We start from the raw sequence: 20,466 nt of genomic DNA, 5'->3' as shown, positions 1-20,466 counted from the left end.
CGCTCGCCGGGCGTCGTGGGACCGTCCGCCGCAGCGTCGCACCAAGTCCTCGTAAAGCCATCCCCACCAGGCCCTTTGGCTGTTTCTTTACCCAGCCCTTTACTGTTCCTTGGTGATTGCGGTACTGTTTTTCGTGCGGAGGGGAGTACTCCCGGTCTGCTGCGGCGTACCCGTCAATACGGATCAGGCCAGATCCCGGGGCGCCGGCCCGTGGGTTCCGGACGCGTCACGCGTCCCGGAGACCCGGGTGGAAGAGACCTCCGGCGGCGAACGCTGACTTTTTCCGTCTGACGCACTGCCGGAGGCGTAGTGGATGTTTCCGCGACCCTGTGGGTCCTGACCATCGGGGGCCTCGCCGCCCTCATCGCGGTCGACTTCTTCATCGGCCGCAAACCGCACGACGTATCGATCAAGGAAGCCGGGATCTGGACCGTCGTCTGGGTCGCCCTGGCCGGGCTCTTCGGACTCGGCCTCTTCCTCTTCGGCGGCGGCGGACCCGCCGGCGAGTTCTTCGCGGGCTTCATCACCGAGAAGTCGCTGAGCGTGGACAACCTCTTCGTCTTCGTGCTGATCATGGCGAAGTTCGCGGTGCCGACGCAGTACCAGCAGCGCGTGCTCCTCGTCGGCGTGCTGATCGCCCTGGTCCTCAGAGCCGTCTTCATCGTCGCGGGCGCGGCGATCCTCGCCAGCTTCTCCTGGGTCTTCTACCTCTTCGGCGCCTTCCTCATCTGGACGGCCTGGAAGCTCATCCAGGAGGCACGGGTCGACGAGGAGGACGAGGACTTCGAGGAGAACCGGCTGCTCAAGGCCGCCGAACGCCGCTTCGGCGTGGCCGACCGCTACCACGGCACCAAGCTGTGGATCACGGAGAACGGCAAGCGGATCATGACCCCGATGCTGGTCGTGATGCTCGCGATCGGCACCACCGACGTGCTCTTCGCGCTCGACTCCATCCCGGCGATCTTCGGCCTGACCCAGGACCCGTACATCGTCTTCACCGCCAACGCGTTCGCCCTCATGGGCCTGCGCCAGCTCTACTTCCTCATCGGCGGCCTGCTGAAGAAACTGGTCCACCTCTCCTACGGGCTCTCCGTCATCCTCGGCTTCATCGGCGTCAAGCTGGTGCTGCACGCGCTGCACGAGTCCGGCGTCCCCGTCCCCGAGATCGGGATACCCGTCTCCCTCGGCGTGATCTGCACCGTCCTCGTCGTCACCACCGTCACCAGCCTCCGGGCCTCCCGCAAGCAGGCCCTGGCGGAGGCGGCGGCCGACCGCGACGACGACAGGCCCAGGGACAGCGTCGACGCCTGACGGCCCGGCGCCCGGGGGCCCGGCCTCCGCGCTCCCCGGGTGCGCCCGGCCCGTGGCACCCGCCCGGTCACGCGACCCCCGGTCCGCGTGACCGGGCGTGCGGGGCCCTTCGCGCTCTGTGACGATCGCTGCATGATCAGTCGGACCAGGGCGCTCGTGACGCAGTGGACCGCCGCGACGCCCGTGGTGGCGGTCCTGCTGCCGGCCTTCACCTGGGGGCGCTCCCTGCCCGCCGGGATCGTCGTCCTGCCGACACTGGTCCTCGCGGTGTCCGTCCTGGCCGCCGTCCACCACGCCGAGGTCGTCGCCCACCGGGTCGGCGAACCCTTCGGCTCCCTCGTCCTCGCCGTTGCCGTCACGGTCATCGAGGTCGCCCTCATCGTCACCCTGATGATCGACGGCGGCGACAAGAGCGCCACGCTCGCCCGGGACACCGTCTTCGCCGCCGTGATGATCACCTGTAACGGCGTCGTCGGCCTCAGCCTCCTCGTCGGCTCGCTGCGGCACGGCACGGCGGTCTTCAACCCCGAGGGCACCGGCGCCGCCCTCGCCACCGTCGCGACCCTGGCCACGCTCAGCCTCGTCCTGCCGACCTTCACCACCAGCGCGCGCGGCCCCGAGTTCTCCACCGTGCAACTGACCTTCGCCGCGGTCTCCTCCCTGATCCTCTACGGCCTCTTCATCACGACCCTGACCGTCCGGCACCGCGACTACTTCCTCCCGATCACCCGGCAGGGCGAGGTGATCACCAGCGAGGGCCACGCCCACGCCCCCTCCGCCCGCACCGCCCTGCTCGGGCTGGGACTGCTCGGCATGGCCCTGATCGGCGTGGTCGGCCTGGCCGAAGGGGTCTCGCCCACCGTCGAGAGCGCGTGGAGGCCGCCGGACTGCACCACGCGGTCGTCGGTGTGATCATCGCCCTGCTGGTGCTGCTCGGAACGCGTCCCGGACCGGCCGCGACGGCCCGGCGGCGGCGTGATACACCGGGGGCGGGCGGCCGGTCCCGGGCCGCTCGTGTCACGAACGGACCGGAGGAACCGTGCCCCGCACCCTGGCCCAAGCCCCGATCATGATTCTCAACGGCCCCAACCTGAACCTGCTCGGTCAGCGGCAGCCGGAGATCTACGGCTCCGACACCCTCGCCGACGTCGAGGCCCTGTGCGCCGAGGCGGCGGCGGCCCACGGCGGCACCGTGGACTTCCGGCAGTCCAACCACGAAGGGGAACTGGTCGACTGGATTCACGAGGCCCGGCTGCACCACTCGGGCATCGTGATCAACCCGGCCGCCTACTCGCACACGTCCGTGGCGATCCTGGACGCGCTCAACACCTGCGACGGGCTGCCCGTGGTGGAGGTCCACATCTCCAACATCCACCAGCGCGAGCCGTTCCGGCACCACTCCTACGTCTCCCAGCGGGCCGACGGCGTCATCGCGGGGTGCGGTGTCCAGGGGTACGCGTTCGGTGTGGAGCGCGTCGCGGCACTGGCGGGGGCGGGCCGCGCCGCGACCTGAGCCCGCGCGTCGCGCCACTGGGCCGCCCCGCCCGCGCCCGTGCGCCCCCCACGATGACCAGCCGCGCCCGGCGGTCGCCGTCGCCTCGCGCCCGGCGCGTTCCGCGGTCACCGCCGCCTCGTCCGGCCGGGGCTCACCACCCGCGCGCGTGCCACTCCGGAAGGTGAGGCCGCTCGGCGCCCAGCGTGGTGTCGTTGCCGTGGCCCGGGTAGACCCAGGTCTCGTCGGGCAGCGCGTCGAAGATCTTGGTCTCGACGTCCCGGATCAGGCTGGCGAACGCCTCCGGGTCCTTGCGGGTGTTGCCCACCCCGCCCGGGAAGAGGCAGTCGCCCGTGAAGACGTGGGGGTGGCCGTGGGGGTCGTCGTAGACCAGGGCGATGGAGCCGGGGGTGTGGCCGACCAGGTGGCGGGCGGTGAGTTCCACCCGGCCGACCCGGATCGTGTCGCCGTCGTCGACGGGCACGTCGGTCGCCACGGGGATGCCCTCGGCGTCGTACCGGCCCGCGTAGGTGCGGGCGCCGGTGGCCGCGACGACCTCCGCGAGGGCCTGCCAGTGGTCGCCGTGCCGGTGGGTGGTGACGACGGAGGCCACCCCGTCGGCACCGATCGTGCCGAGCAGGGTCTCGGCGTCGTTGGCGGCGTCGATCAGCAGTTGCTCGTCGGTGGCCCGGCAGCGCAGCAGATAGGCGTTGTTGTCCATCGGGCCGACCGCGACCTTGGTGATCATCAGGTCCTTGAGTTCGTGCACGTCGGCGGGGCCGCCGACCCGCACCTCTCCGCTGTACGTCATGACCGCCAGCCTACGGGCTACAGCGGCGGCAGGGACGGCAGTTCGCCCCCCGCCACCGTCAGCGCGGTCCCGGGACGGCGGCCGGCGAGCCAGCCGACGAGGTCCGCCGGGGTGCCGGAGACGGTGCGCTCGGGCTCCGCCGCCTCCCGGCCCGTGCTCCACGCGCGCGTGCCGTCCGTCAGCCGTGTCGCCGGGACGTCCGGGTTGCCCGAGAAGCGGGCGGCGAGGAAGGCGGTCTCCCGCTCCGCGAACTCCGCCGAGAGGTCCTCCAGCTCGTATCCGATCCCCAGGTCCACGTGGTGCAGCTCGACCTCGACCCAGCGGCGGAAGGGGACCCGGGACGCGGAGTCCGTGACGCCGTTGCGCAGCTCCACCGTGCGTGACCAGTCCGCCGGCGCGGCGGCGGACCGCTGGAAGCGGTCGGCGCTCTCGCGCACGTCGGCGACCTGGACGTCCAGGGGGCGCGGGGCGTCCCGCTCGATGTCGCCCTCCCGGGCCTCGGGGGAGGCGTACATGGGCCGGCCTTCGAGGACGTTCACGAGGGCGTCCGCGTTGCGGGCGAGATGGGCGAGGACGTGGCCGCGGCTCCAGCCGGGAAGCCGTGACGGTACGGCCGCGGACGCGTTGTCCAGGGTGCCGACCGCGTTGAGCAGCCGTTCGGTGGCGGTGTGTACAGCCGCCAGGTCACGCGCGTGATCAATCATGGCGCCGACCCTAGACCTCGCCACACCTTCGGGTGAAGGTGACGAAGCACTCCGTTAAATCGAATGCACGTGCTATATGGTCGGGTGCGGCGTCGGGCATGCTGGGGAGTCGGGGTTTGTTGACTACCGGTGAAACCGACCGGCGTTGTCAGTGGCTCCCCCTAGTCTGAGATAGACGGGGGCCCCGCCCCTGTCACTTCTCTCAAGAAAGGTGCGGACCGGCGTGGCCGACCGTCTCATCGTCCGTGGCGCGCGCGAGCACAACCTGAAGAACGTCTCGCTCGACCTGCCTCGTGACGCGCTCATCGTCTTCACGGGCCTGTCCGGGTCGGGCAAGTCCTCCCTGGCCTTCGACACCATCTTCGCCGAGGGCCAGCGGCGCTACGTGGAGTCGCTCTCCAGCTACGCCCGGCAGTTCCTCGGCCAGATGGACAAGCCGGACGTCGACTTCATCGAGGGACTCTCCCCGGCGGTCTCCATCGACCAGAAGTCGACCTCGCGCAACCCGCGCTCCACGGTCGGCACCATCACCGAGGTCTACGACTACCTGCGCCTGCTCTTCGCCCGCATCGGCAAGCCGCACTGCCCCCAGTGCGGCCGGCCGATCTCGCGCCAGTCGCCGCAGGCCATCGTCGACCGGGTCCTGGAACTGCCCGAGGGCAGCCGCTTCCAGGTGCTCTCGCCGCTGGTGCGCGAGCGCAAGGGCGAGTTCGTCGACCTCTTCGCCGACCTCCAGACCAAGGGCTACTCCCGCGCGCGCGTGGACGGCGAGACGATCCAGCTCTCCCAGCCGCCCACGCTCAAGAAGCAGGAGAAGCACACCATCGAGGTGGTCGTCGACCGCCTCACGGTGAAGGACTCCGCCAAGCGCCGCCTCACCGACTCCGTGGAGACCGCGCTCGGCCTCTCCGGCGGCATGGTCGTGCTCGACTTCGTCGACCTGCCCGAGGACGACCCCGAGCGCGAGCGCATGTACTCGGAGCACCTGTACTGCGCCTACGACGACCTGTCCTTCGAAGAGCTGGAGCCGCGCTCCTTCTCCTTCAACTCGCCCTTCGGCGCCTGCCCCGACTGCACCGGCATCGGCACGCGCATGGAGGTCGACCCGGAGCTGATCGTGCCGGACGAGGAGAAGTCCCTCGACGACGGCGCCATCCACCCCTGGTCGCACGGCCACACCAAGGACTACTTCGGCCGCCTCATCGGCGCCCTCGCGGACGCGCTCGGCTTCCGCACCGACATCCCCTTCGCGGGCCTGCCCCAGCGCGCCCGCAAAGCGCTGCTGTACGGGCACAAGACCCAGGTCGAGGTCCGCTACCGCAACCGGTACGGGCGCGAGCGCCGGTACACCACGGCGTTCGAGGGGGCCGTCCCCTTCGTCAAGCGCCGGCACAGCGAGGCCGAGAGCGACGCCAGCCGCGAGCGCTTCGAGGGCTACATGCGCGAGGTGCCCTGCCCGAGCTGTCAGGGCACCCGCCTCAAGCCCGTCGTCCTCGCGGTCACCGTCATGGGCAAGTCGATCGCCGAGGTCTCCGCGATGTCGATCAGCGACTGCGCGGACTTCCTGGGCGAGCTGAAGCTCACCGACCGCGACAAGAAGATCGCCGAGCGCGTGCTCAAGGAGGTCAACGAGCGGCTCCGCTTCCTCGTCGACGTCGGCCTCGACTACCTCTCGCTGAACCGCGCGGCCGGCACCCTCTCCGGCGGCGAGGCCCAGCGCATCCGCCTGGCCACCCAGATCGGCTCCGGACTCGTCGGCGTGCTCTACGTCCTCGACGAGCCCTCCATCGGTCTGCACCAGCGGGACAACCACCGGCTGATCGAGACCCTCGTCCGGCTCCGCGACATGGGCAACACCCTGATCGTGGTCGAGCACGACGAGGACACCATCAAGGTCGCCGACTGGATCGTCGACATCGGCCCCGGCGCCGGCGAGCACGGCGGCAAGGTGGTGCACAGCGGCGGACTCAAGGAGCTGCTGGCCAACGCCGAATCGCAGACCGGTCTCTACCTGGCCGGCAAGAAGGCCATCCCGCTGCCCGAGATCCGGCGCCCGCTGGACCCCGCCCGCCGGCTCACCGTGCACGGCGCCCGGGAGAACAACCTGAAGGACATCGACGTGTCCTTCCCGCTCGGCGTGTTCACGGCCGTCACCGGTGTCTCCGGCTCCGGCAAGTCGACCCTGGTCAACGACATCCTGTACACCCACCTCGCCCGCGAACTGAACGGCGCGCGGACCGTGCCCGGCCGGCACACGCGCGTGGAGGGCGACGACCTGGTCGACAAGGTCGTCCACGTCGACCAGTCGCCCATCGGCCGCACCCCGCGGTCGAACCCGGCGACGTACACCGGTGTCTTCGACCACATCCGCAAGCTGTTCGCCGAGACCACCGAGGCGAAGGTCCGCGGGTACATGCCCGGCCGGTTCTCCTTCAACGTCAAGGGTGGCCGCTGCGAGAACTGCGCGGGCGACGGCACCATCAAGATCGAGATGAACTTCCTCCCGGACGTCTACGTCCCGTGCGAGGTCTGCCACGGGGCCCGTTACAACCGGGAGACCCTGGAGGTCCACTACAAGGGCAAGTCCATCGCCGACGTGCTGAACATGCCGATCGAGGAGGCCACGGACTTCTTCGAGGCGGTCCCCTCGATCGCCCGGCACATGAGGACCCTCAAGGACGTCGGCCTCGGCTACGTCCGGCTCGGCCAGTCCGCGACCACCCTGTCCGGCGGCGAGGCGCAGCGGGTGAAGCTCGCCAGCGAACTCCAGAAGCGCTCCACCGGCCGCACGGTCTACGTCCTCGACGAGCCGACCACCGGTCTGCACTTCGAGGACATCAGCAAGCTGCTGACGGTCCTGTCCGGCCTGGTCGACAAGGGCAACACGGTCATCGTCATCGAGCACAACCTCGACGTGATCAAGACGGCCGACTGGGTCGTCGACATGGGCCCCGAAGGCGGCGCCGGCGGTGGCCTGGTGGTCGCCGAGGGCACGCCCGAGCAGGTCGCGGGCGTCCCGGCCAGCCACACCGGCAAGTTCCTGCGGGACGTCCTCGGCGCGGACCGGGTCAGCGACGCCGAGCCGATCCCGGCACCGCGCAGGGCGGCGAAGGCGGCGGCCAAGACCACCGCCAAGAAGACCGCCGCCCGGAAGACCCCCGCGCAGAAGACCGAGACCAAGACCGCCAAGACCACCAGGAAGACGGCCAAGACGGCGAAGACCGCCAAGCCGGCCGCGAAGTAGGCGGCCGGCAGGGCCAGGCTTCCGCGGGACTGCCCGCGGAACGGGCGAAGCGGCGTGCGCCACGGGAATCCCCCCGTGGCGCACGCCGCTTCGCGGTGCTCCCCGCGCGCGGGGCGATGTCTCAGCCGGCCACCTCGTGGGCGTACGGCGGCTGCGCTCCCGCCCGCGAGCAGGTGACCGCCGCTGCGCGCGCGGCGAAGCCGAGCAGGTCCGTCCAGCCCTGTGGTCCCAGTGTGGCCAGCTCCCGGTCGCCGAGGGCGTTGCGCACCGCGAGACCGTGCAGCAGCGCCGCGTTGACGGTGTCACCCGCGCCGATCGTGTCCACCACCCTGACCTGCTCGCCGGGAACCGTGTACACGCCGCCGTCCCGGGTGTACGCGGTCAGCCCGTCGCCGCCCTGGGTGATCACGACCGCCGACGGGCCCGCGGCCAGCCACTCTCGGGGCGTCCCGCCCAGCCACTCGGCGTCCTCGGCGGAGAGCTTCAGCAGCGACACCGACGGCAGCCAGCTCTTGAACCGGGTCCGGTAGGCGTCCGGGGCCGGGATCAGCCCGGCCCGGATGTTCGGGTCCAGGGCGGTGAAGACGCCCCGCGCCGCCGAATCGCGCAGCAGCCCCTCGTACGCGCTCGCCCCCGGCTCCAGCACCAGCGAACAGGTGCCGAAGGACACCGCCCTGGTCCCCACGGGCAGCGTCGAAGGGGCCGTGAACAGCCGGTCGGCGGTCCCCTCCACATAGAACGAGTAGGCGGCCGAACCGTCCGTGCCGACCGACGCCACCGCGAGGGTCGTGGGCTCGGGCCCGCGCTGCACCGGGGACACGTCCACGCCGGTCTCCCGCAGCCGCTCCAGCAGAGCCTCCCCGAAGGCGTCCCGGGACACCCGCGAGCAGAAGGCGGTGGGGGAGCCGAGGCGGCCCAGCGCGACGGCCGTGTTGTACGGGCCGCCGCCGAGCGCGGGGCGCAGCGGGGCCAGGGCACCGGTGCCCTGCGGTACCAGGTCGATCAGTGCCTCACCGGCGACGACGATCACGGGCAGTCCTTTCGTGGGCCTCGGCGGAGGCCGTCCGGGTAACGCGAGGGGAGGGAAGGAGGGAAGGCAAGGACGGGGAGTGCGCTAAGAGGTGGTCGAGGGGGACACGGTGGTCCCTCCCGGGCCGGGTGGCCCGGGAGGCTCCGGCCGCTCGGGGCAGCCGCACGAGGTGCGGTGGGCCAGGGAACAGTCCAGCCGGACCGTCCGCGCCGGCCGGTCCGGGGCGTCCAGGCGCTCCAGCAGCAGCCGCACGGCCCGCGCGCCCAGCTCCCGGCTCGGCTGCGCGACGGCGGTGAGCCGCGGGGAGAAGAGGTCCGCCCAGGCGAAGTCGTCGAAGCAGCACAGTGCGAGATCGCCGGGAACGGACAGGCCCCGCCGCCGCAGGGCGCGCAGCGCGCCGATGGTCATCGTGTTGTTGGCCGTGATCAGCCCGGTCGGCGGCACCGCGAGGGACAGCAGGGCGTCGGTGGCGCGTTCTCCACCGGCCGTCTCGGAGTCGCCGTGCACCACCAGGCGCTCGTCGAAGGGCAGACCGGCGGTGGCCAGTCCGTGCCGGTAGCCGGTGAGCCGCTCGCGGGTCGTGCTGAACCCCGGCCGGCCCGCGACCAGGCCGATCCGGCGGTGCCCCAGCTCGGCAAGATGGGTGACCAGACCGGCCGTCGGCTCGCAGCCGTCGGCGCAGACCTGGTCGAAGCGCCAGTCGTCCGTCTCCGGCGCGTCGACCAGCCGGTCGAGGAAGACCGCCGGCACCCGGTGGCGGGCCAGGTAGGCGAGGAGGGCGCCCGGATCGGCCGAAGGGGCGACGATCATGCCGTCCACCCGCCGCTCGTGCAGCAACTGGACGACCGTGTGCTCATGCTCCGGATCATCGTGCGGGTCCGCGATGAGCAGGCTGTAGCCGTGCTCCAGGGCACCGGCCTCGACCCCCTGGAGGATCTCCGTGAAGTACGGGTTGCTGATCGCCGACACCGCGAGCCCGATGGAACGGGTACGCGCCGTCACCAGGGAGCGTGCCGGCCCGTTCGGGGTGTAGCCGAGCTGTTCGATCGCGTCCAGGACGGCCTGCCGGGTGTGCGGCAGCACCGGGCGGGTGCTGTTCAGCACGTGGGAGACGGTCGCCACGGAGACTCCGGCGCTCCGTGCGACATCGGCCATGGTGGTCATCGGCGCCCCCTTTCTCTCCCCGGAAAACGGCACGGAACGGCTCATCGGCACGGCACGGGCGGAAACGCGCCATGCGCTGGCCGGGACCGTACCCCACGGAGGGGGTGGACGTAAACGCTTGCGCAACCGCTCGCGTAAGCGTTTACGCGAGCGGTTGCCGGAAGCGACTGCGTAAGCGCTTACGCCAGCGCTTACGCCAGCCCCCTCGCCCCGCCCCCGCGCCCCGGCCCCCGCATCCACCCGATCCGCCCGCTCGCCCCCCACCTTCGGCGCCCACGCCGGCGCCCACCCCCACACCTCCGGCACTCACCGCGCCGCCCACCCACACCTCCGGCACCCACCCCGCCGCCCGTCCCGCCCCGCCCGATATCGTCGCTCCTGCACGCCCCGGTCCCGCGCGGCGGCCGTCGCGTGCCGCGGTGCCCGCGCGCCGCAACCGCAGCCGTACCGCGCAGCGGACGACCGGTGCCGCGCCCCGCCCGTCCGGCCGCCCGCTCCACCCTGACCCGTGGAGACACCATGCCCGGCCGTCCCGCCCCGAGCCGCCGTACCGTCCTGCGCACGGCGGCGCTCACTCCCGTCGCCGGTATCGGCCTGGCCGCCTGCGCCCCGGGCGACGACCGCGCCGATACCGTCGGACCGACGGCACCCGTCGACCTCGGCGCGGAGGGCGATGTCGCCGAGGGCGGCGCCAAGCTCTACCAGGACCAGAAGATCGTGGTCGGCCGGACGGACGACGGCGCGCTGAAGGCGCACAGCACGATCTGCACGCACGCGCGGTGCCCCATCAACAAGCTGGTCGGGACGAAGCTGGTCTGCCCGTGCCACGGCAGCGAGTTCGACGCCCGCACCGGCGAGGTGCTGAAGTCCCCGGCCTCCGTGCCGCTGGCGGAACTCCCGGTCGAGGTCGAGCAGGGCCGGATCGTCGTCGGCCCCTACGAGGGCTGACCCCCGGGCGGGCGAGGCCGGCCCCGCTCACTCCCAGTCCCCCAGGCGGGCCGGGTCCCGCTCACTCCCAGTCCCACCCGATGCCCAGCACGCCCGACCGCACCCGGGACTCGACGAGGTGCACGGAGTGGTGCGGTCCGCTCAGTTCCAGCTCGCGCAGGCCGCCGCGCGGCGCCGCCGCCGAGTACTGCGTGAACCGGTGGCAGCGCGCGGGGAGCGCCGCCGGGTCGAAGCGCACCTGGAGGGCGTACTGCCCGCCCGCCCCGCCGAAGCCGCGCACGTACTCGCGCGACACGCCGGCGGTGCCGTCCTCGACGGCGTAGCGGAACAGGTGCGTGTCGCCGGCCCGCAGGCGGGTGTCGAAGAGCAGCTCGGCCACGAGGACGCCGGTGTCGTGGTGGGTGCGGACGCGTCCCGTGCGGCAGTTCTCCAGCGCGCGGACGGTCATCCGCGCGGGGACGCAGCCCGGGTCGCCGTGGTGGACGGCGAGGAAGCGGTCGACGCCGTCGCGGTGGGCGCGGACGATGTGCTGCGATTCGCGGCCCGCCAGCGCGCGGTCGGCTCCGACGCGCACGCGTTCGTGGTGCCCGAGGGTGTGCAGCCCGGAGTCGGACGGGGTGTGGCCCAGCTCGGCCAGGAGCCGCTCCAGGACGCCGGAGGCGGCCACCAGGGCGCGGTAGGAGCGGGTGGTGTGGTGTGCGCCGGAGGGGCTCTCCTCGGGCTCCACGAGCAGGCGTATCAGCGACTCCTCGGGGAGCTGGAGTATCTCCTCCAGGGCCCGTACGGCGCGCAGGGACTCGGGGCGCTGCGGGCGGCGGGCACCCTGCTGCCAGTAGCTGAGGCTGGTGACGCCCACCTTCACCCCGCGGCGCGACAGGTGGTGCTGCACGCGCTGGAGCGGCAGTCCGCGCGCGGCGATCGCCGCGCGCAGGGCCACGTGGAAGGGGCCGCCGCGCAGGGCCGCGTCGAGTTCGGTGGGGGCGGTGTCCGCGTGCTGAGCGGCGTGCGGCATGCAGGGGCCTTTCTGTGGAGGTCCACGACGGCTGGTCAGACCGTTCGGCGCGAATCCGCGGGGCCGCCCCCGACGCGGCGCAGGGGGGTCCTCGTCTCCGTACGCCGCGCTTCATGGCCCCGAGTTCCCCCGCATTGAAGCGTGTTGACCAAGTCCCGACAACACTTGGCGCGGGACCGCCGTGGACTCCTGGCCGAGAACACACGGGCCCGCCCGCCACCCGGACTCTCCGCCCGGCCCCGGGCCCGCCCCACCACCGACGCCCCGCCCCGGCCCACCGACCCCACTGACTCCACCAACCCCACTAACGCCACTAACCCCACCAACCCCGCCCCGGCCCGCCGCACCGCCCGCCGAGCGGCCCCGACCGGACCCGCCGGCGAGCCGCCGCAACCGCCCTCGCGTGGTGATCCACAACCCTGCCGGCCGCTGTCCACAGCCCCCGCGACGGCTGTCCACAGCCCCGGCGCTCTGTCGGCCCCCGACAGTAGGGTGTGAGACATGGCCGACCCCTCCAGCTACCGCCCCAGGCCGGGTGAGATCCCGGACTCCCCGGGGGTGTACAGGTTCCGTGACGAGCACCGACGGGTGATCTACGTCGGAAAGGCGAAGAGCCTGCGCCAGCGCCTGGCGAACTACTTCCAGGACCTCTCCGGCCTGCACCCGCGCACCCGCACCATGGTCACCACGGCCGCCTCCGTGGAGTGGACGGTGGTGTCCACGGAGGTCGAGGCGCTCCAGCTCGAGTACTCCTGGATCAAGGAGTACGACCCCCGGTTCAACGTCAAGTACCGCGACGACAAGAGCTACCCGTACCTCGCGGTGACGATGAACGAGGAGATCCCCCGCGTGCAGGTCATGCGGGGCCACAAGAAGAAGGGCGTGCGCTACTTCGGGCCGTACGGGCACGCCTGGGCGATCCGCGACACCGTCGACCTGCTGCTGCGGGTGTTCCCGGTGCGCACCTGCTCGGCCGGCGTCTTCAGGAACGCCGAGCGCACCGGCCGCCCCTGCCTCCTCGGCTACATCGGCAAGTGCTCGGCGCCCTGCGTGGAGCGGATCTCCGCCGAGGACCACCGGGAGCTGGCGGAGGAGTTCTGCGACTTCATGGCCGGCCGTACCGGCACCTACCTGCGCCGGCTGGAGGCGCGGATGGGGGAGGCGGCCGAGGAACTGGAGTACGAGCGGGCGGCCCGCCTGCGCGACGACATCGGTGCCCTCAGGAAGGCCATGGAGAAGAGCGCGGTCGTGCTCGCCGACGCGACCGACGCCGACCTGATCGCCGTCGCCGAGGACGAGCTGGAGGCGGCGGTCCAGATCTTCCACGTGCGCGGCGGACGCGTCCGCGGCCAGCGCGGCTGGGTCACCGACAAGGTCGAGGAGGTCACCACCGCCGCCCTCGTCGAACACGCCCTCCAGCAGCTCTACGGGGAGGAGAGCGGCGACGCCGTGCCCCGCGAGGTGCTGGTCCCGGCGCTGCCCGACCCGGTGGAGCCGGTGCAGGAGTGGCTGACGGACCGGCGCGGTTCGGGCGTGTCGCTGCGCATCCCGCAGCGCGGCGACAAGAAGGCCCTCATGGAGACGGTGCAGCGCAACGCGCAGCAGGCGCTCGTCCTGCACAAGACCAAGCGCGCCTCCGACCTCACCACGCGCTCGCGCGCCCTGGAGGAGATCGCCGACGCCCTGGGCCTGGACAGCGCGCCGCTGCGGATCGAGTGCTACGACGTCTCGCACCTCCAGGGCGACGACGTGGTCGCCTCCATGGTCGTCTTCGAGGACGGGCTGGCCCGCAAGAGCGAGTACCGGCGGTTCCAGATCAAGGGCTTCCGGGGGCAGGACGACGTCCGCTCCATGCACGAGGTGGTCACCCGCCGTTTCCGCCGCTACCTCGCCGAGAAGGAGCGGACCGGGGAGTGGGCCGGGCAGGAGCCCGCCGAGGACGGCACCGGGGGCGGGGCCGGGGATGCGCACGGCCACCCGGCCGGCCCGCCCGCCGCCGCGCCCGCACCGACCGTCCCCGTCGCCCCGCCCGTCGCCCCGTCCACCGCCTCCACCCCGCCCGGGGACACGCCCGCCGCGCCCGCCACGTTCCCCGGGACTCCACCGGCCCGGGGCCCCGGCGAGGGCCCCGGCGAGGGCCACGGCCCGGAGAACGGCCCGCAGAGCGGTCAGGACGGGTTCAAGGACGAGGACGGGCGGCCCCGGCGGTTCGCCTACCCGCCCCAGCTCGTCGTCGTCGACGGCGGGCAGCCGCAGGTCGCGGCGGCGCGGCGGGCCCTGGACGAGCTGGGCATCGACGACATCGCCGTGTGCGGGCTGGCCAAGCGGCTGGAGGAGGTCTGGCTGCCCGGCGACGACGACCCGGTCGTCCTGCCCCGCACCAGCGAGGGCCTCTACCTGCTCCAGCGGGTCCGCGACGAGGCCCACCGCTTCGCCATCGCCTACCAGCGCGCCAAACGCGCCAAGCGTTTCCGTTCCGGCCCTCTAGACGACGTGCCCGGACTCGGGGAGACCCGTAAGCAGGCGCTCATCAAGCACTTCGGTTCGGTGAAGAAAATCCGGTCGGCGACGATCGACCAGATCTGCGAGGTACCCGGTATAGGACGCAAGACGGCCGAGACCGTCGCGGTGGCCCTCGCGGGGGCCGCCCCGGCCGCGCCCGCCGTGAACACGGCGACCGGAGAGATCATGGATGACGAGGACGGGGCACCCGAGACGACGGCGGATGCCCCGGGGGAGCCCGTGTCCGCGGGCACCCCGGACGAACGACGGGGGCAGGAGAGATGACCGAGCACGACACACAGCCCACACCGGAGCGGACCCCGGGCACGACCGGCGAGGACGCGGGTCCCGGGACCGCCCGGACCGACGGGCGCCACGACAACGGAGCACACGTGAGTACGGGCAACGAGACAGCCGGGACGCACGACACGGGCATCCCCGAGCTGGTGATCATCTCCGGCATGTCCGGAGCGGGCCGCTCCACGGCGGCCAAGTGTCTGGAGGACCTCGGCTGGTTCGTCGTCGACAACCTGCCACCCGCGCTGATCCCCACCATGGTGGAGCTGGGCGCCCGCTCGCAGGGCAACGTGGCCCGCATCGCGGTCGTCGTCGACGTCCGCGGCCGGCGCTTCTTCGACAACCTGCGCGAGTCCCTCGCCGACCTCGACTCCCGCGGAGTCACCCGGCGGATCGTTTTCCTGGAGTCCTCCGACGAGGCGCTGGTGCGCCGTTTCGAGTCGGTGCGCCGCCCGCACCCCCTCCAGGGCGACGGCCGCATCGTCGACGGTATCGCCGCCGAACGGGAGCTGCTGCGCGAGCTGCGCGGCGACGCCGACCTGGTGATCGACACCTCCAGCCTCAACGTGCACGAGCTGCGCGCCAAGATGGACGCCCAGTTCGCGGGCGACGAGGAGCCCGAGCTGCGGGCCACCGTCATGTCCTTCGGCTTCAAGTACGGCCTCCCGGTCGACGCCGACCTCGTCGTGGACATGCGCTTCCTGCCCAACCCCCACTGGGTCCCGGAACTGCGCCCCTACACCGGTCTGAACGAGGAGGTGTCGGCCTACGTCCTCAACCAGCCCGGGGCCAAGGAGTTCCTCGACCGCTATGCCGAGCTGCTCCAGTTGATCGCGGCGGGCTACCGTCGTGAGGGCAAGCGCTATGTGACCGTCGCCGTCGGCTGCACCGGCGGCAAGCACCGGTCCGTGGCCATGTCGGAGAAGCTCGCCGCCCGGCTCGCCGCCGAGGGCGTGGAGACGGTGGTCGTCCACCGGGACATGGGACGGGAATGACAGGACGTACTCCGCGGCTGAGCAGGCTGCGCCGGGTGGTGCCGGAGGGACGCGGCGGCAGATCCGCCGAGTCCCGCACCGCCCGCCCCGCCGAGGCGCGCGGCGGCAAGCCGCGCCGCCGCGGCACCCAGCCCAAGGTCGTCGCCCTCGGCGGCGGCATGGGGCTGTCCGCCTCGCTCGCCGCACTGCGCCGGATCACCGGCGACCTCACCGCCGTCGTCACCGTGGCCGACGACGGCGGCTCCAGCGGGCGCCTCCGCGACGAACTGGGCGTCCTGCCCCCGGGCGACCTGCGCAAGGCGCTGGCCGCGCTGTGCGGGGACGACGAGTGGGGCCAGACCTGGGCGCGGGTGATCCAGCACCGCTTCCAGTCCCAGGGCGACCTGCACGAACACGCGGTCGGCAATCTGCTGATCGTCGCCCTGTGGGAGCAGCTCGGCGACCATGTCCAGGCCCTGGACCTGGTCGGCCGGCTGCTCGGCGCGCACGGGCGGGTGCTGCCCATGTCCGCCGTCCCGCTGGAGCTCCAGGCCCTGGTCAAGGGCCACGACCCGGAGCGGCCCGAGGACGTGGAGACGGTGCGCGGACAGGCCACGGTCGCGCTCACCCCCGGCGAGGTGCAGTCCGTGCACCTGGTGCCGCACGACCCGCCGGCCGTGCCGGACGCGGTCGAGGCGGTCCTCGACGCGGACTGGGTCGTGCTCGGTCCGGGCTCCTGGTTCTCCTCCGTCATCCCGCACCTGCTCGTGCCCGAACTGCTCGACGCGCTCACCCAGACCAAGGCCCGCAGGGTGCTCTCGCTGAACCTCGCACCCCAGCCCGGCGAAACGGAAGGCTTCTCTCCGCAGCGTCATTTGGAGGTTTTGGGACGACACGCCCCTAAACTCGCCCTGGACGTGGTGCTGGCCGACGAGGCCGCCGTGCCCGACCGTGACTCGCTCACCGACGCCGCCAAGGGGTTCGGCGCCGCGGTCGAGCTGGCTCCGGTCGCCCGGACCGACGGGACCCCGAGGCACGATCCGGAACTGTTGGCCGCCGCGTACGACCGTATTTTTCGGATGCATGGAAGGATCGGCCCATGGCGATGACGCCAGCGGTGAAGGACGAGGTCTCCCGGCTTCCCGTCACCCGTACCTGCTGCCGGAAGGCGGAGGTCTCCTCCGTCCTGCGGTTCGCCGGCGGCCTCCACCTGGTGAGTGGGCGCATCGTGATCGAGGCGGAGCTGGACACCGCGATGGCGGCCCGGCGCCTCAAGCGGGACGTCCTGGAGATCTTCGGCCACAGCTCGGAACTGATCGTGATGGCGCCCGGCGGGCTGCGCCGCGGCTCGCGCTACGTGGTGCGGGTGGTCGCGGGAGGTGACCAGCTCGCCCGCCAGACCGGCCTGGTGGACGGCCGGGGCCGACCCATCCGGGGACTGCCCCCGCAGGTGGTCTCCGGCGCCACCTGCGACGCCGAGGCGGCCTGGCGCGGCGCCTTCCTGGCACACGGCTCGCTCACCGAGCCCGGCCGGTCCTCCTCCCTGGAGGTGACCTGCCCCGGCCCCGAGGCCGCCCTCGCCCTGGTCGGCGCCGCCCGCAGACTGTCGATCGCCGCCAAGGCCCGCGAGGTGCGGGGCGTGGACCGGGTCGTGGTCCGTGACGGCGACGCGATCGGCGCCCTGCTCACCCGGCTCGGCGCGCACGAGTCCGTCCTGGCGTGGGAGGAGCGGCGGATGCGCCGCGAGGTCCGCGCCACGGCGAACCGTCTCGCCAACTTCGACGACGCCAACCTGCGCCGTTCGGCCCGCGCGGCCGTCGCCGCGGGCGCCCGGGTGCAGCGGGCGCTGGAGATCCTCGCCGACGACGTGCCCGAGCACCTCGCCGCCGCGGGCCGGCTGCGCATGGACCACAAGCAGGCATCGCTGGAGGAACTGGGCGCTCTCGCCGACCCGCCGCTGACCAAGGACGCGGTCGCCGGGCGCATCCGCCGCCTGCTGGCCATGGCCGACAAGCGCGCCTCGGACCTCGGCATCCCGGGCACCGAGGCCAACCTCGGCGAGGAACTGGCGGACAACCTCGTGGGCTGATCCGCCGCCCGCGCCTGACAGGCCGTCAACATGCCGGTGCCGGTACCCGAACGGGTACCGGCACCGGTTTTTTCACCCTTCCGGGGAAGAAACATCCGACGCCCGCCGCGCGCCCCCTCCGGCCGGGCGCCGCGCACCCGCCGGGCCCCGCGCCCCACCCCCGGACCGGCCGGCCGCCGCCGTCGCCGCCCGGCGTCCCGAACGCCGGATTCCGGCCGTCGCGGCCCCGCGGGAGCGCCTTCGGAATCCCCCCTCGGACACCCTCCGGAACCCCCCGTGAACAGTGCGTACCCCTGCCCGGAACGAGTGACGGCTCCGGTCAACGAACCGCCTCTCGGCGTCCCGAAATCAGGTGATCCGTCCCCGGAATCGGGGTGGTCCGTACCCCTAGCTACGGGTACCGGCCACCGTGCCGGGTATGCGTCGTCTCGATGTCACTCCGCCTGCCTCCGGGAGGTAGGGTCGAGGGTGGTCGGGGACATCCCATACAGCTCGCCGGCACACAGCCGGCGTACCAACGAGGAGATCGGTTCGTGACGATCCGCGTAGGCATCAACGGCTTTGGCCGCATCGGTCGTAACTACTTCCGCGCGCTGCTGGAGCAGGGTGCAGACATCGAGATCGTGGCTGTCAACGACCTGGGTGACACCGCGACCACCGCCCACCTGCTGAAGTACGACACCATCCTCGGCCGCCTCAAGCAGGAGGTCTCGCACACCGAGGACACCATCACCGTCGGCGGCAAGACCATCAAGGTCCTCTCCGAGCGCAACCCGGCCGAGATCCCCTGGGGCGAGCTGGGTGTCGACATCGTGATCGAGTCGACCGGCATCTTCACCAAGAAGGAAGACGCCGAGAAGCACATCGCCGGCGGCGCCAAGAAGGTCATCATCTCCGCCCCGGCGAAGAACGAGGACGTCACCGTCGTCATGGGCGTCAACCAGGACGACTACGACCCGGCGAACCACACGGTCATCTCCAACGCCTCCTGCACCACCAACTGCGTGGCGCCGATGGCGAAGGTCCTCGACGAGAACTTCGGCATCGTGCGCGGTCTGATGACCACGGTGCACGCCTACACGAACGACCAGCGCATCCTGGACTTCCCGCACAAGGACCTGCGCCGCGCGCGGGCCGCCGCGGAGAACATCATCCCGACCACCACCGGCGCCGCCAAGGCGACCGCCCTGGTCCTGCCGCAGCTCAAGGGCAAGCTGGACGGCATCGCCATGCGCGTCCCGGTCCCCACCGGCTCGGTGACCGACCTCGTGGTCGAGCTGAGCCGCGAGGTCACCAAGGAAGAGGTCAACGCCGCCTTCCAGAAGGCCGCGGAGGGCGAGCTGAAGGGCATCCTCGAGTACACCGAGGACGCCATCGTCTCCTCGGACATCGTCAACGCCCCGGCGTCCTGCACCTTCGACTCCTCCCTGACCATGGTCCAGGAGGGCAAGAACGTGAAGATCATCGGGTGGTACGACAACGAGTGGGGCTACTCCAACCGCCTCGTCGACCTCACGGTCTTCGTCGGCAACCAGCTCTGATCGACCGGAGCGGACACTCCATGTGAGAGCAGGGCTCGGGCGGCGTACGGTCACGCCGTCCGGGCCCTGACCCACGTCCGGCACCACCCGTCCTCGTAGGATCACGAGCGATCAAGAGCCCCAGGAGCCGCTGTTATGAAGACGATCGACGAACTGCTCTCGGAAGGCGTGGCCGGCAAGCGCGTCTTCGTCCGTGCCGACCTCAACGTGCCGCTGGCCGGCACCACCATCACCGACGACGGCCGCATCCGCGCCGTGCTGCCCACCGTCGAGGCCCTGGCCGACGCGGGCGCGCGCGTCGTCGTCGCCTCGCACCTGGGCCGCCCCAAGGGCGCCCCGGACCCCGCCTTCTCCCTGGCCCCGGCCGCCGCCCGCCTCGGCGAACTCCTCGACGCCGAGGTCGCGTTCGCCCAGGACACGGTCGGCGAGTCCGCCGCCTCCACCGTCGCCGGCCTCGCCGACGGCCAGGTGGCCGTCCTGGAGAACCTGCGCTTCAACCCGGGCGAGACCAGCAAGGACGACGCCGAGCGCGCCGCCTTCGCCGACCGGCTGGCCGGCCTCGCGGACGTCTACGTCGGCGACGGCTTCGGCGCCGTGCACCGCAAGCACGCCTCCGTCTACGACCTGCCGAGGCGCCTGCCGCACTACGCCGGCCACCTCATCGCCACCGAGGTCGGCGTCCTGCGCAAGCTCACCGACGAGGTCCGGCGCCCCTACGTGGTCGCGCTCGGCGGCGCCAAGGTCTCCGACAAGCTCGCCGTCATCGACGAACTGCTCGGCCGCGCCGACCGCATCCTGATCGGCGGCGGCATGGCCTACACCTTCCTCAAGGCCCAGGGCCACGAGATCGGCACCTCGCTGCTCCAGGAGGACCAGCTCCCGGCCGTCCGCGAGTACATGGAGCGCGCCGAGAAGAACGGCGTCGAACTGGTCCTCCCCGTGGACGTGCGGGTCTCCCCGGAGTTCCCGGACCTCAAGGCGAAGGCCCCCACCCACCCCACCACCGTCGCCGCGGACGCCATCCCGGCCGACCAGCAGGGCCTGGACATCGGCCCCGAGACCGACAAGCTGTACGCATCCAAGCTCGCCGACGCGGCCACCGTCTTCTGGAACGGCCCCATGGGCGTCTTCGAGCACCCCGACTACGCCGAGGGCACCAAGGCGGTCGCCCAGGCACTCGTCGACGCCCCCGGCTTCACCGTGGTCGGCGGCGGCGACTCCGCCGCGGCCGTGCGCACGCTCGGCTTCGACGAGAACGCATTCGGCCACATCTCGACCGGAGGCGGCGCCTCCCTCGAATACCTCGAGGGCAAGACGCTCCCCGGCCTCGCCGCACTGGAGGACTGA

General features: G+C 72.2%; 15 protein-coding genes and 1 pseudogene. 11 read left to right on the top strand and 5 right to left on the bottom strand.

Features of this window, described 5'->3' with window-relative positions; all coding sequences use genetic code 11:
- The first annotated feature begins 309 nt into the window (after positions 1-309).
- The 3 genes and pseudogenes from J5Y05_RS28515 (at position 310) to aroQ (ending at position 2,824) form a co-directional block, all read left to right on the top strand.
- Positions 310-1,311 carry a TerC/Alx family metal homeostasis membrane protein gene (locus J5Y05_RS28515; protein ID WP_210876167.1) on the top strand — a complete coding sequence of 334 codons (1,002 nt, stop codon included), beginning with the start codon at positions 310-312 and terminating at the stop codon, positions 1,309-1,311.
- A gap of 132 nt (positions 1,312-1,443) precedes the next feature.
- Positions 1,444-2,288: pseudogene (locus J5Y05_RS28510) on the top strand (calcium:cation antiporter); the annotation flags it as partial.
- Positions 2,289-2,350: 62 nt separating this feature from the next.
- A complete protein-coding gene (gene aroQ / locus J5Y05_RS28505) occupies positions 2,351-2,824 on the top strand; it encodes a type II 3-dehydroquinate dehydratase (RefSeq protein ID WP_210876166.1) in 474 nt (157 codons plus the stop codon).
- Between the two features lie 133 nt (positions 2,825-2,957).
- On the opposite strand, the gene J5Y05_RS28500 is transcribed toward aroQ, so the two are convergent.
- Positions 2,958-3,614: an MBL fold metallo-hydrolase gene (locus J5Y05_RS28500; RefSeq protein ID WP_210876165.1), complete on the bottom strand. Its 657-nt coding sequence runs from the start codon at positions 3,612-3,614 to the stop codon at positions 2,958-2,960.
- Between the two features lie 17 nt (positions 3,615-3,631).
- Positions 3,632-4,318, bottom strand: a complete 687-nt coding sequence (locus J5Y05_RS28495) for a maleylpyruvate isomerase family mycothiol-dependent enzyme (RefSeq protein WP_210876164.1) — start codon at positions 4,316-4,318, stop codon at positions 3,632-3,634.
- Positions 4,319-4,541: 223 nt separating this feature from the next.
- Here J5Y05_RS28495 and uvrA point away from each other — a divergent pair, with 223 nt between their 5' ends.
- A complete protein-coding gene (uvrA, locus tag J5Y05_RS28490; RefSeq protein ID WP_210876163.1) occupies positions 4,542-7,562 on the top strand; it encodes an excinuclease ABC subunit UvrA in 3,021 nt (1,006 codons plus the stop codon).
- A 121-nt stretch (positions 7,563-7,683) separates the two neighbouring features.
- Here the strand turns inward: uvrA and J5Y05_RS28485 are convergent, their stop codons facing one another.
- Positions 7,684-8,592, bottom strand: a complete 909-nt coding sequence (locus J5Y05_RS28485; protein WP_210876162.1) for a carbohydrate kinase family protein — start codon at positions 8,590-8,592, stop codon at positions 7,684-7,686.
- A gap of 84 nt (positions 8,593-8,676) precedes the next feature.
- Positions 8,677-9,756 carry a LacI family DNA-binding transcriptional regulator gene (locus tag J5Y05_RS28480; protein WP_210876161.1) on the bottom strand — a complete coding sequence of 360 codons (1,080 nt, stop codon included), beginning with the start codon at positions 9,754-9,756 and terminating at the stop codon, positions 8,677-8,679.
- Positions 9,757-10,275: 519 nt separating this feature from the next.
- Between J5Y05_RS28480 and J5Y05_RS28475 the strand changes: the two genes are divergently transcribed.
- A complete protein-coding gene (locus J5Y05_RS28475; RefSeq protein WP_210876160.1) occupies positions 10,276-10,704 on the top strand; it encodes a Rieske (2Fe-2S) protein in 429 nt (142 codons plus the stop codon).
- Between the two features lie 61 nt (positions 10,705-10,765).
- On the opposite strand, the gene J5Y05_RS28470 is transcribed toward J5Y05_RS28475, so the two are convergent.
- Positions 10,766-11,716 (bottom strand): hypothetical protein, encoded by a 951-nt coding sequence (locus J5Y05_RS28470; RefSeq protein ID WP_210876159.1) that lies wholly within the window; start codon positions 11,714-11,716, stop codon positions 10,766-10,768.
- A 501-nt stretch (positions 11,717-12,217) separates the two neighbouring features.
- Here J5Y05_RS28470 and uvrC point away from each other — a divergent pair.
- The 6 genes from uvrC to J5Y05_RS28440 all read left to right on the top strand — a co-directional run bounded on the left by uvrC (position 12,218) and on the right by J5Y05_RS28440 (position 20,466).
- Complete coding sequence (uvrC, locus tag J5Y05_RS28465) at positions 12,218-14,503, top strand: excinuclease ABC subunit UvrC (protein WP_210876158.1); 2,286 nt, start codon at positions 12,218-12,220, stop codon at positions 14,501-14,503.
- Positions 14,500-15,510 (top strand): RNase adapter RapZ, encoded by a 1,011-nt coding sequence (gene rapZ / locus J5Y05_RS28460; protein ID WP_210876157.1) that lies wholly within the window; start codon positions 14,500-14,502, stop codon positions 15,508-15,510. Before uvrC ends, rapZ begins: the two co-directional genes overlap by 4 nt.
- Entirely contained in the window at positions 15,507-16,598 is a 1,092-nt protein-coding gene (locus J5Y05_RS28455; protein WP_210876156.1) for a gluconeogenesis factor YvcK family protein, read from the top strand. Before rapZ ends, J5Y05_RS28455 begins: the two co-directional genes overlap by 4 nt.
- A complete protein-coding gene (gene whiA / locus J5Y05_RS28450; protein WP_030423290.1) occupies positions 16,589-17,578 on the top strand; it encodes a DNA-binding protein WhiA in 990 nt (329 codons plus the stop codon). The genes J5Y05_RS28455 and whiA overlap by 10 nt, the downstream gene beginning before the upstream one ends.
- Positions 17,579-18,111: 533 nt before the next feature.
- Positions 18,112-19,119 (top strand): type I glyceraldehyde-3-phosphate dehydrogenase, encoded by a 1,008-nt coding sequence (gap, locus tag J5Y05_RS28445; protein WP_210876155.1) that lies wholly within the window; start codon positions 18,112-18,114, stop codon positions 19,117-19,119.
- 135 nt (positions 19,120-19,254) lie between these two features.
- Complete coding sequence (locus tag J5Y05_RS28440) at positions 19,255-20,466, top strand: phosphoglycerate kinase (protein WP_210876154.1); 1,212 nt, start codon at positions 19,255-19,257, stop codon at positions 20,464-20,466.

This window comes from Streptomyces tagetis (genome assembly GCF_018069565.1).
GTDB classification, from domain to species: domain Bacteria; phylum Actinomycetota; class Actinomycetes; order Streptomycetales; family Streptomycetaceae; genus Streptomyces; species Streptomyces tagetis.
This window is presented reverse-complemented; position numbering and strand designations above follow the sequence as displayed.

What these genes read in the sequence shown, in the direction of transcription:
- J5Y05_RS28500 (WP_210876165.1), bottom strand. Translation starts at nt 3,614, where the DNA reads ATGACGTACAGCGGAGAGGTGCGGGTCGGCGGCCCCGCCGACGTGCAC.
- J5Y05_RS28495 (WP_210876164.1), bottom strand. Translation starts at nt 4,318, where the DNA reads ATGATTGATCACGCGCGTGACCTGGCGGCTGTACACACCGCCACCGAA.
- J5Y05_RS28480 (WP_210876161.1), bottom strand. Translation starts at nt 9,756, where the DNA reads ATGACCACCATGGCCGATGTCGCACGGAGCGCCGGAGTCTCCGTGGCG.
- J5Y05_RS28475 (WP_210876160.1), top strand. Translation starts at nt 10,276, where the DNA reads ATGCCCGGCCGTCCCGCCCCGAGCCGCCGTACCGTCCTGCGCACGGCG.
- J5Y05_RS28470 (WP_210876159.1), bottom strand. Translation starts at nt 11,716, where the DNA reads ATGCCGCACGCCGCTCAGCACGCGGACACCGCCCCCACCGAACTCGAC.
- uvrC (WP_210876158.1), top strand. Translation starts at nt 12,218, where the DNA reads ATGGCCGACCCCTCCAGCTACCGCCCCAGGCCGGGTGAGATCCCGGAC.
- rapZ (WP_210876157.1), top strand. Translation starts at nt 14,500, where the DNA reads ATGACCGAGCACGACACACAGCCCACACCGGAGCGGACCCCGGGCACG.
- J5Y05_RS28455 (WP_210876156.1), top strand. Translation starts at nt 15,507, where the DNA reads ATGACAGGACGTACTCCGCGGCTGAGCAGGCTGCGCCGGGTGGTGCCG.
- whiA (WP_030423290.1), top strand. Translation starts at nt 16,589, where the DNA reads ATGGCGATGACGCCAGCGGTGAAGGACGAGGTCTCCCGGCTTCCCGTC.
- J5Y05_RS28440 (WP_210876154.1), top strand. Translation starts at nt 19,255, where the DNA reads ATGAAGACGATCGACGAACTGCTCTCGGAAGGCGTGGCCGGCAAGCGC.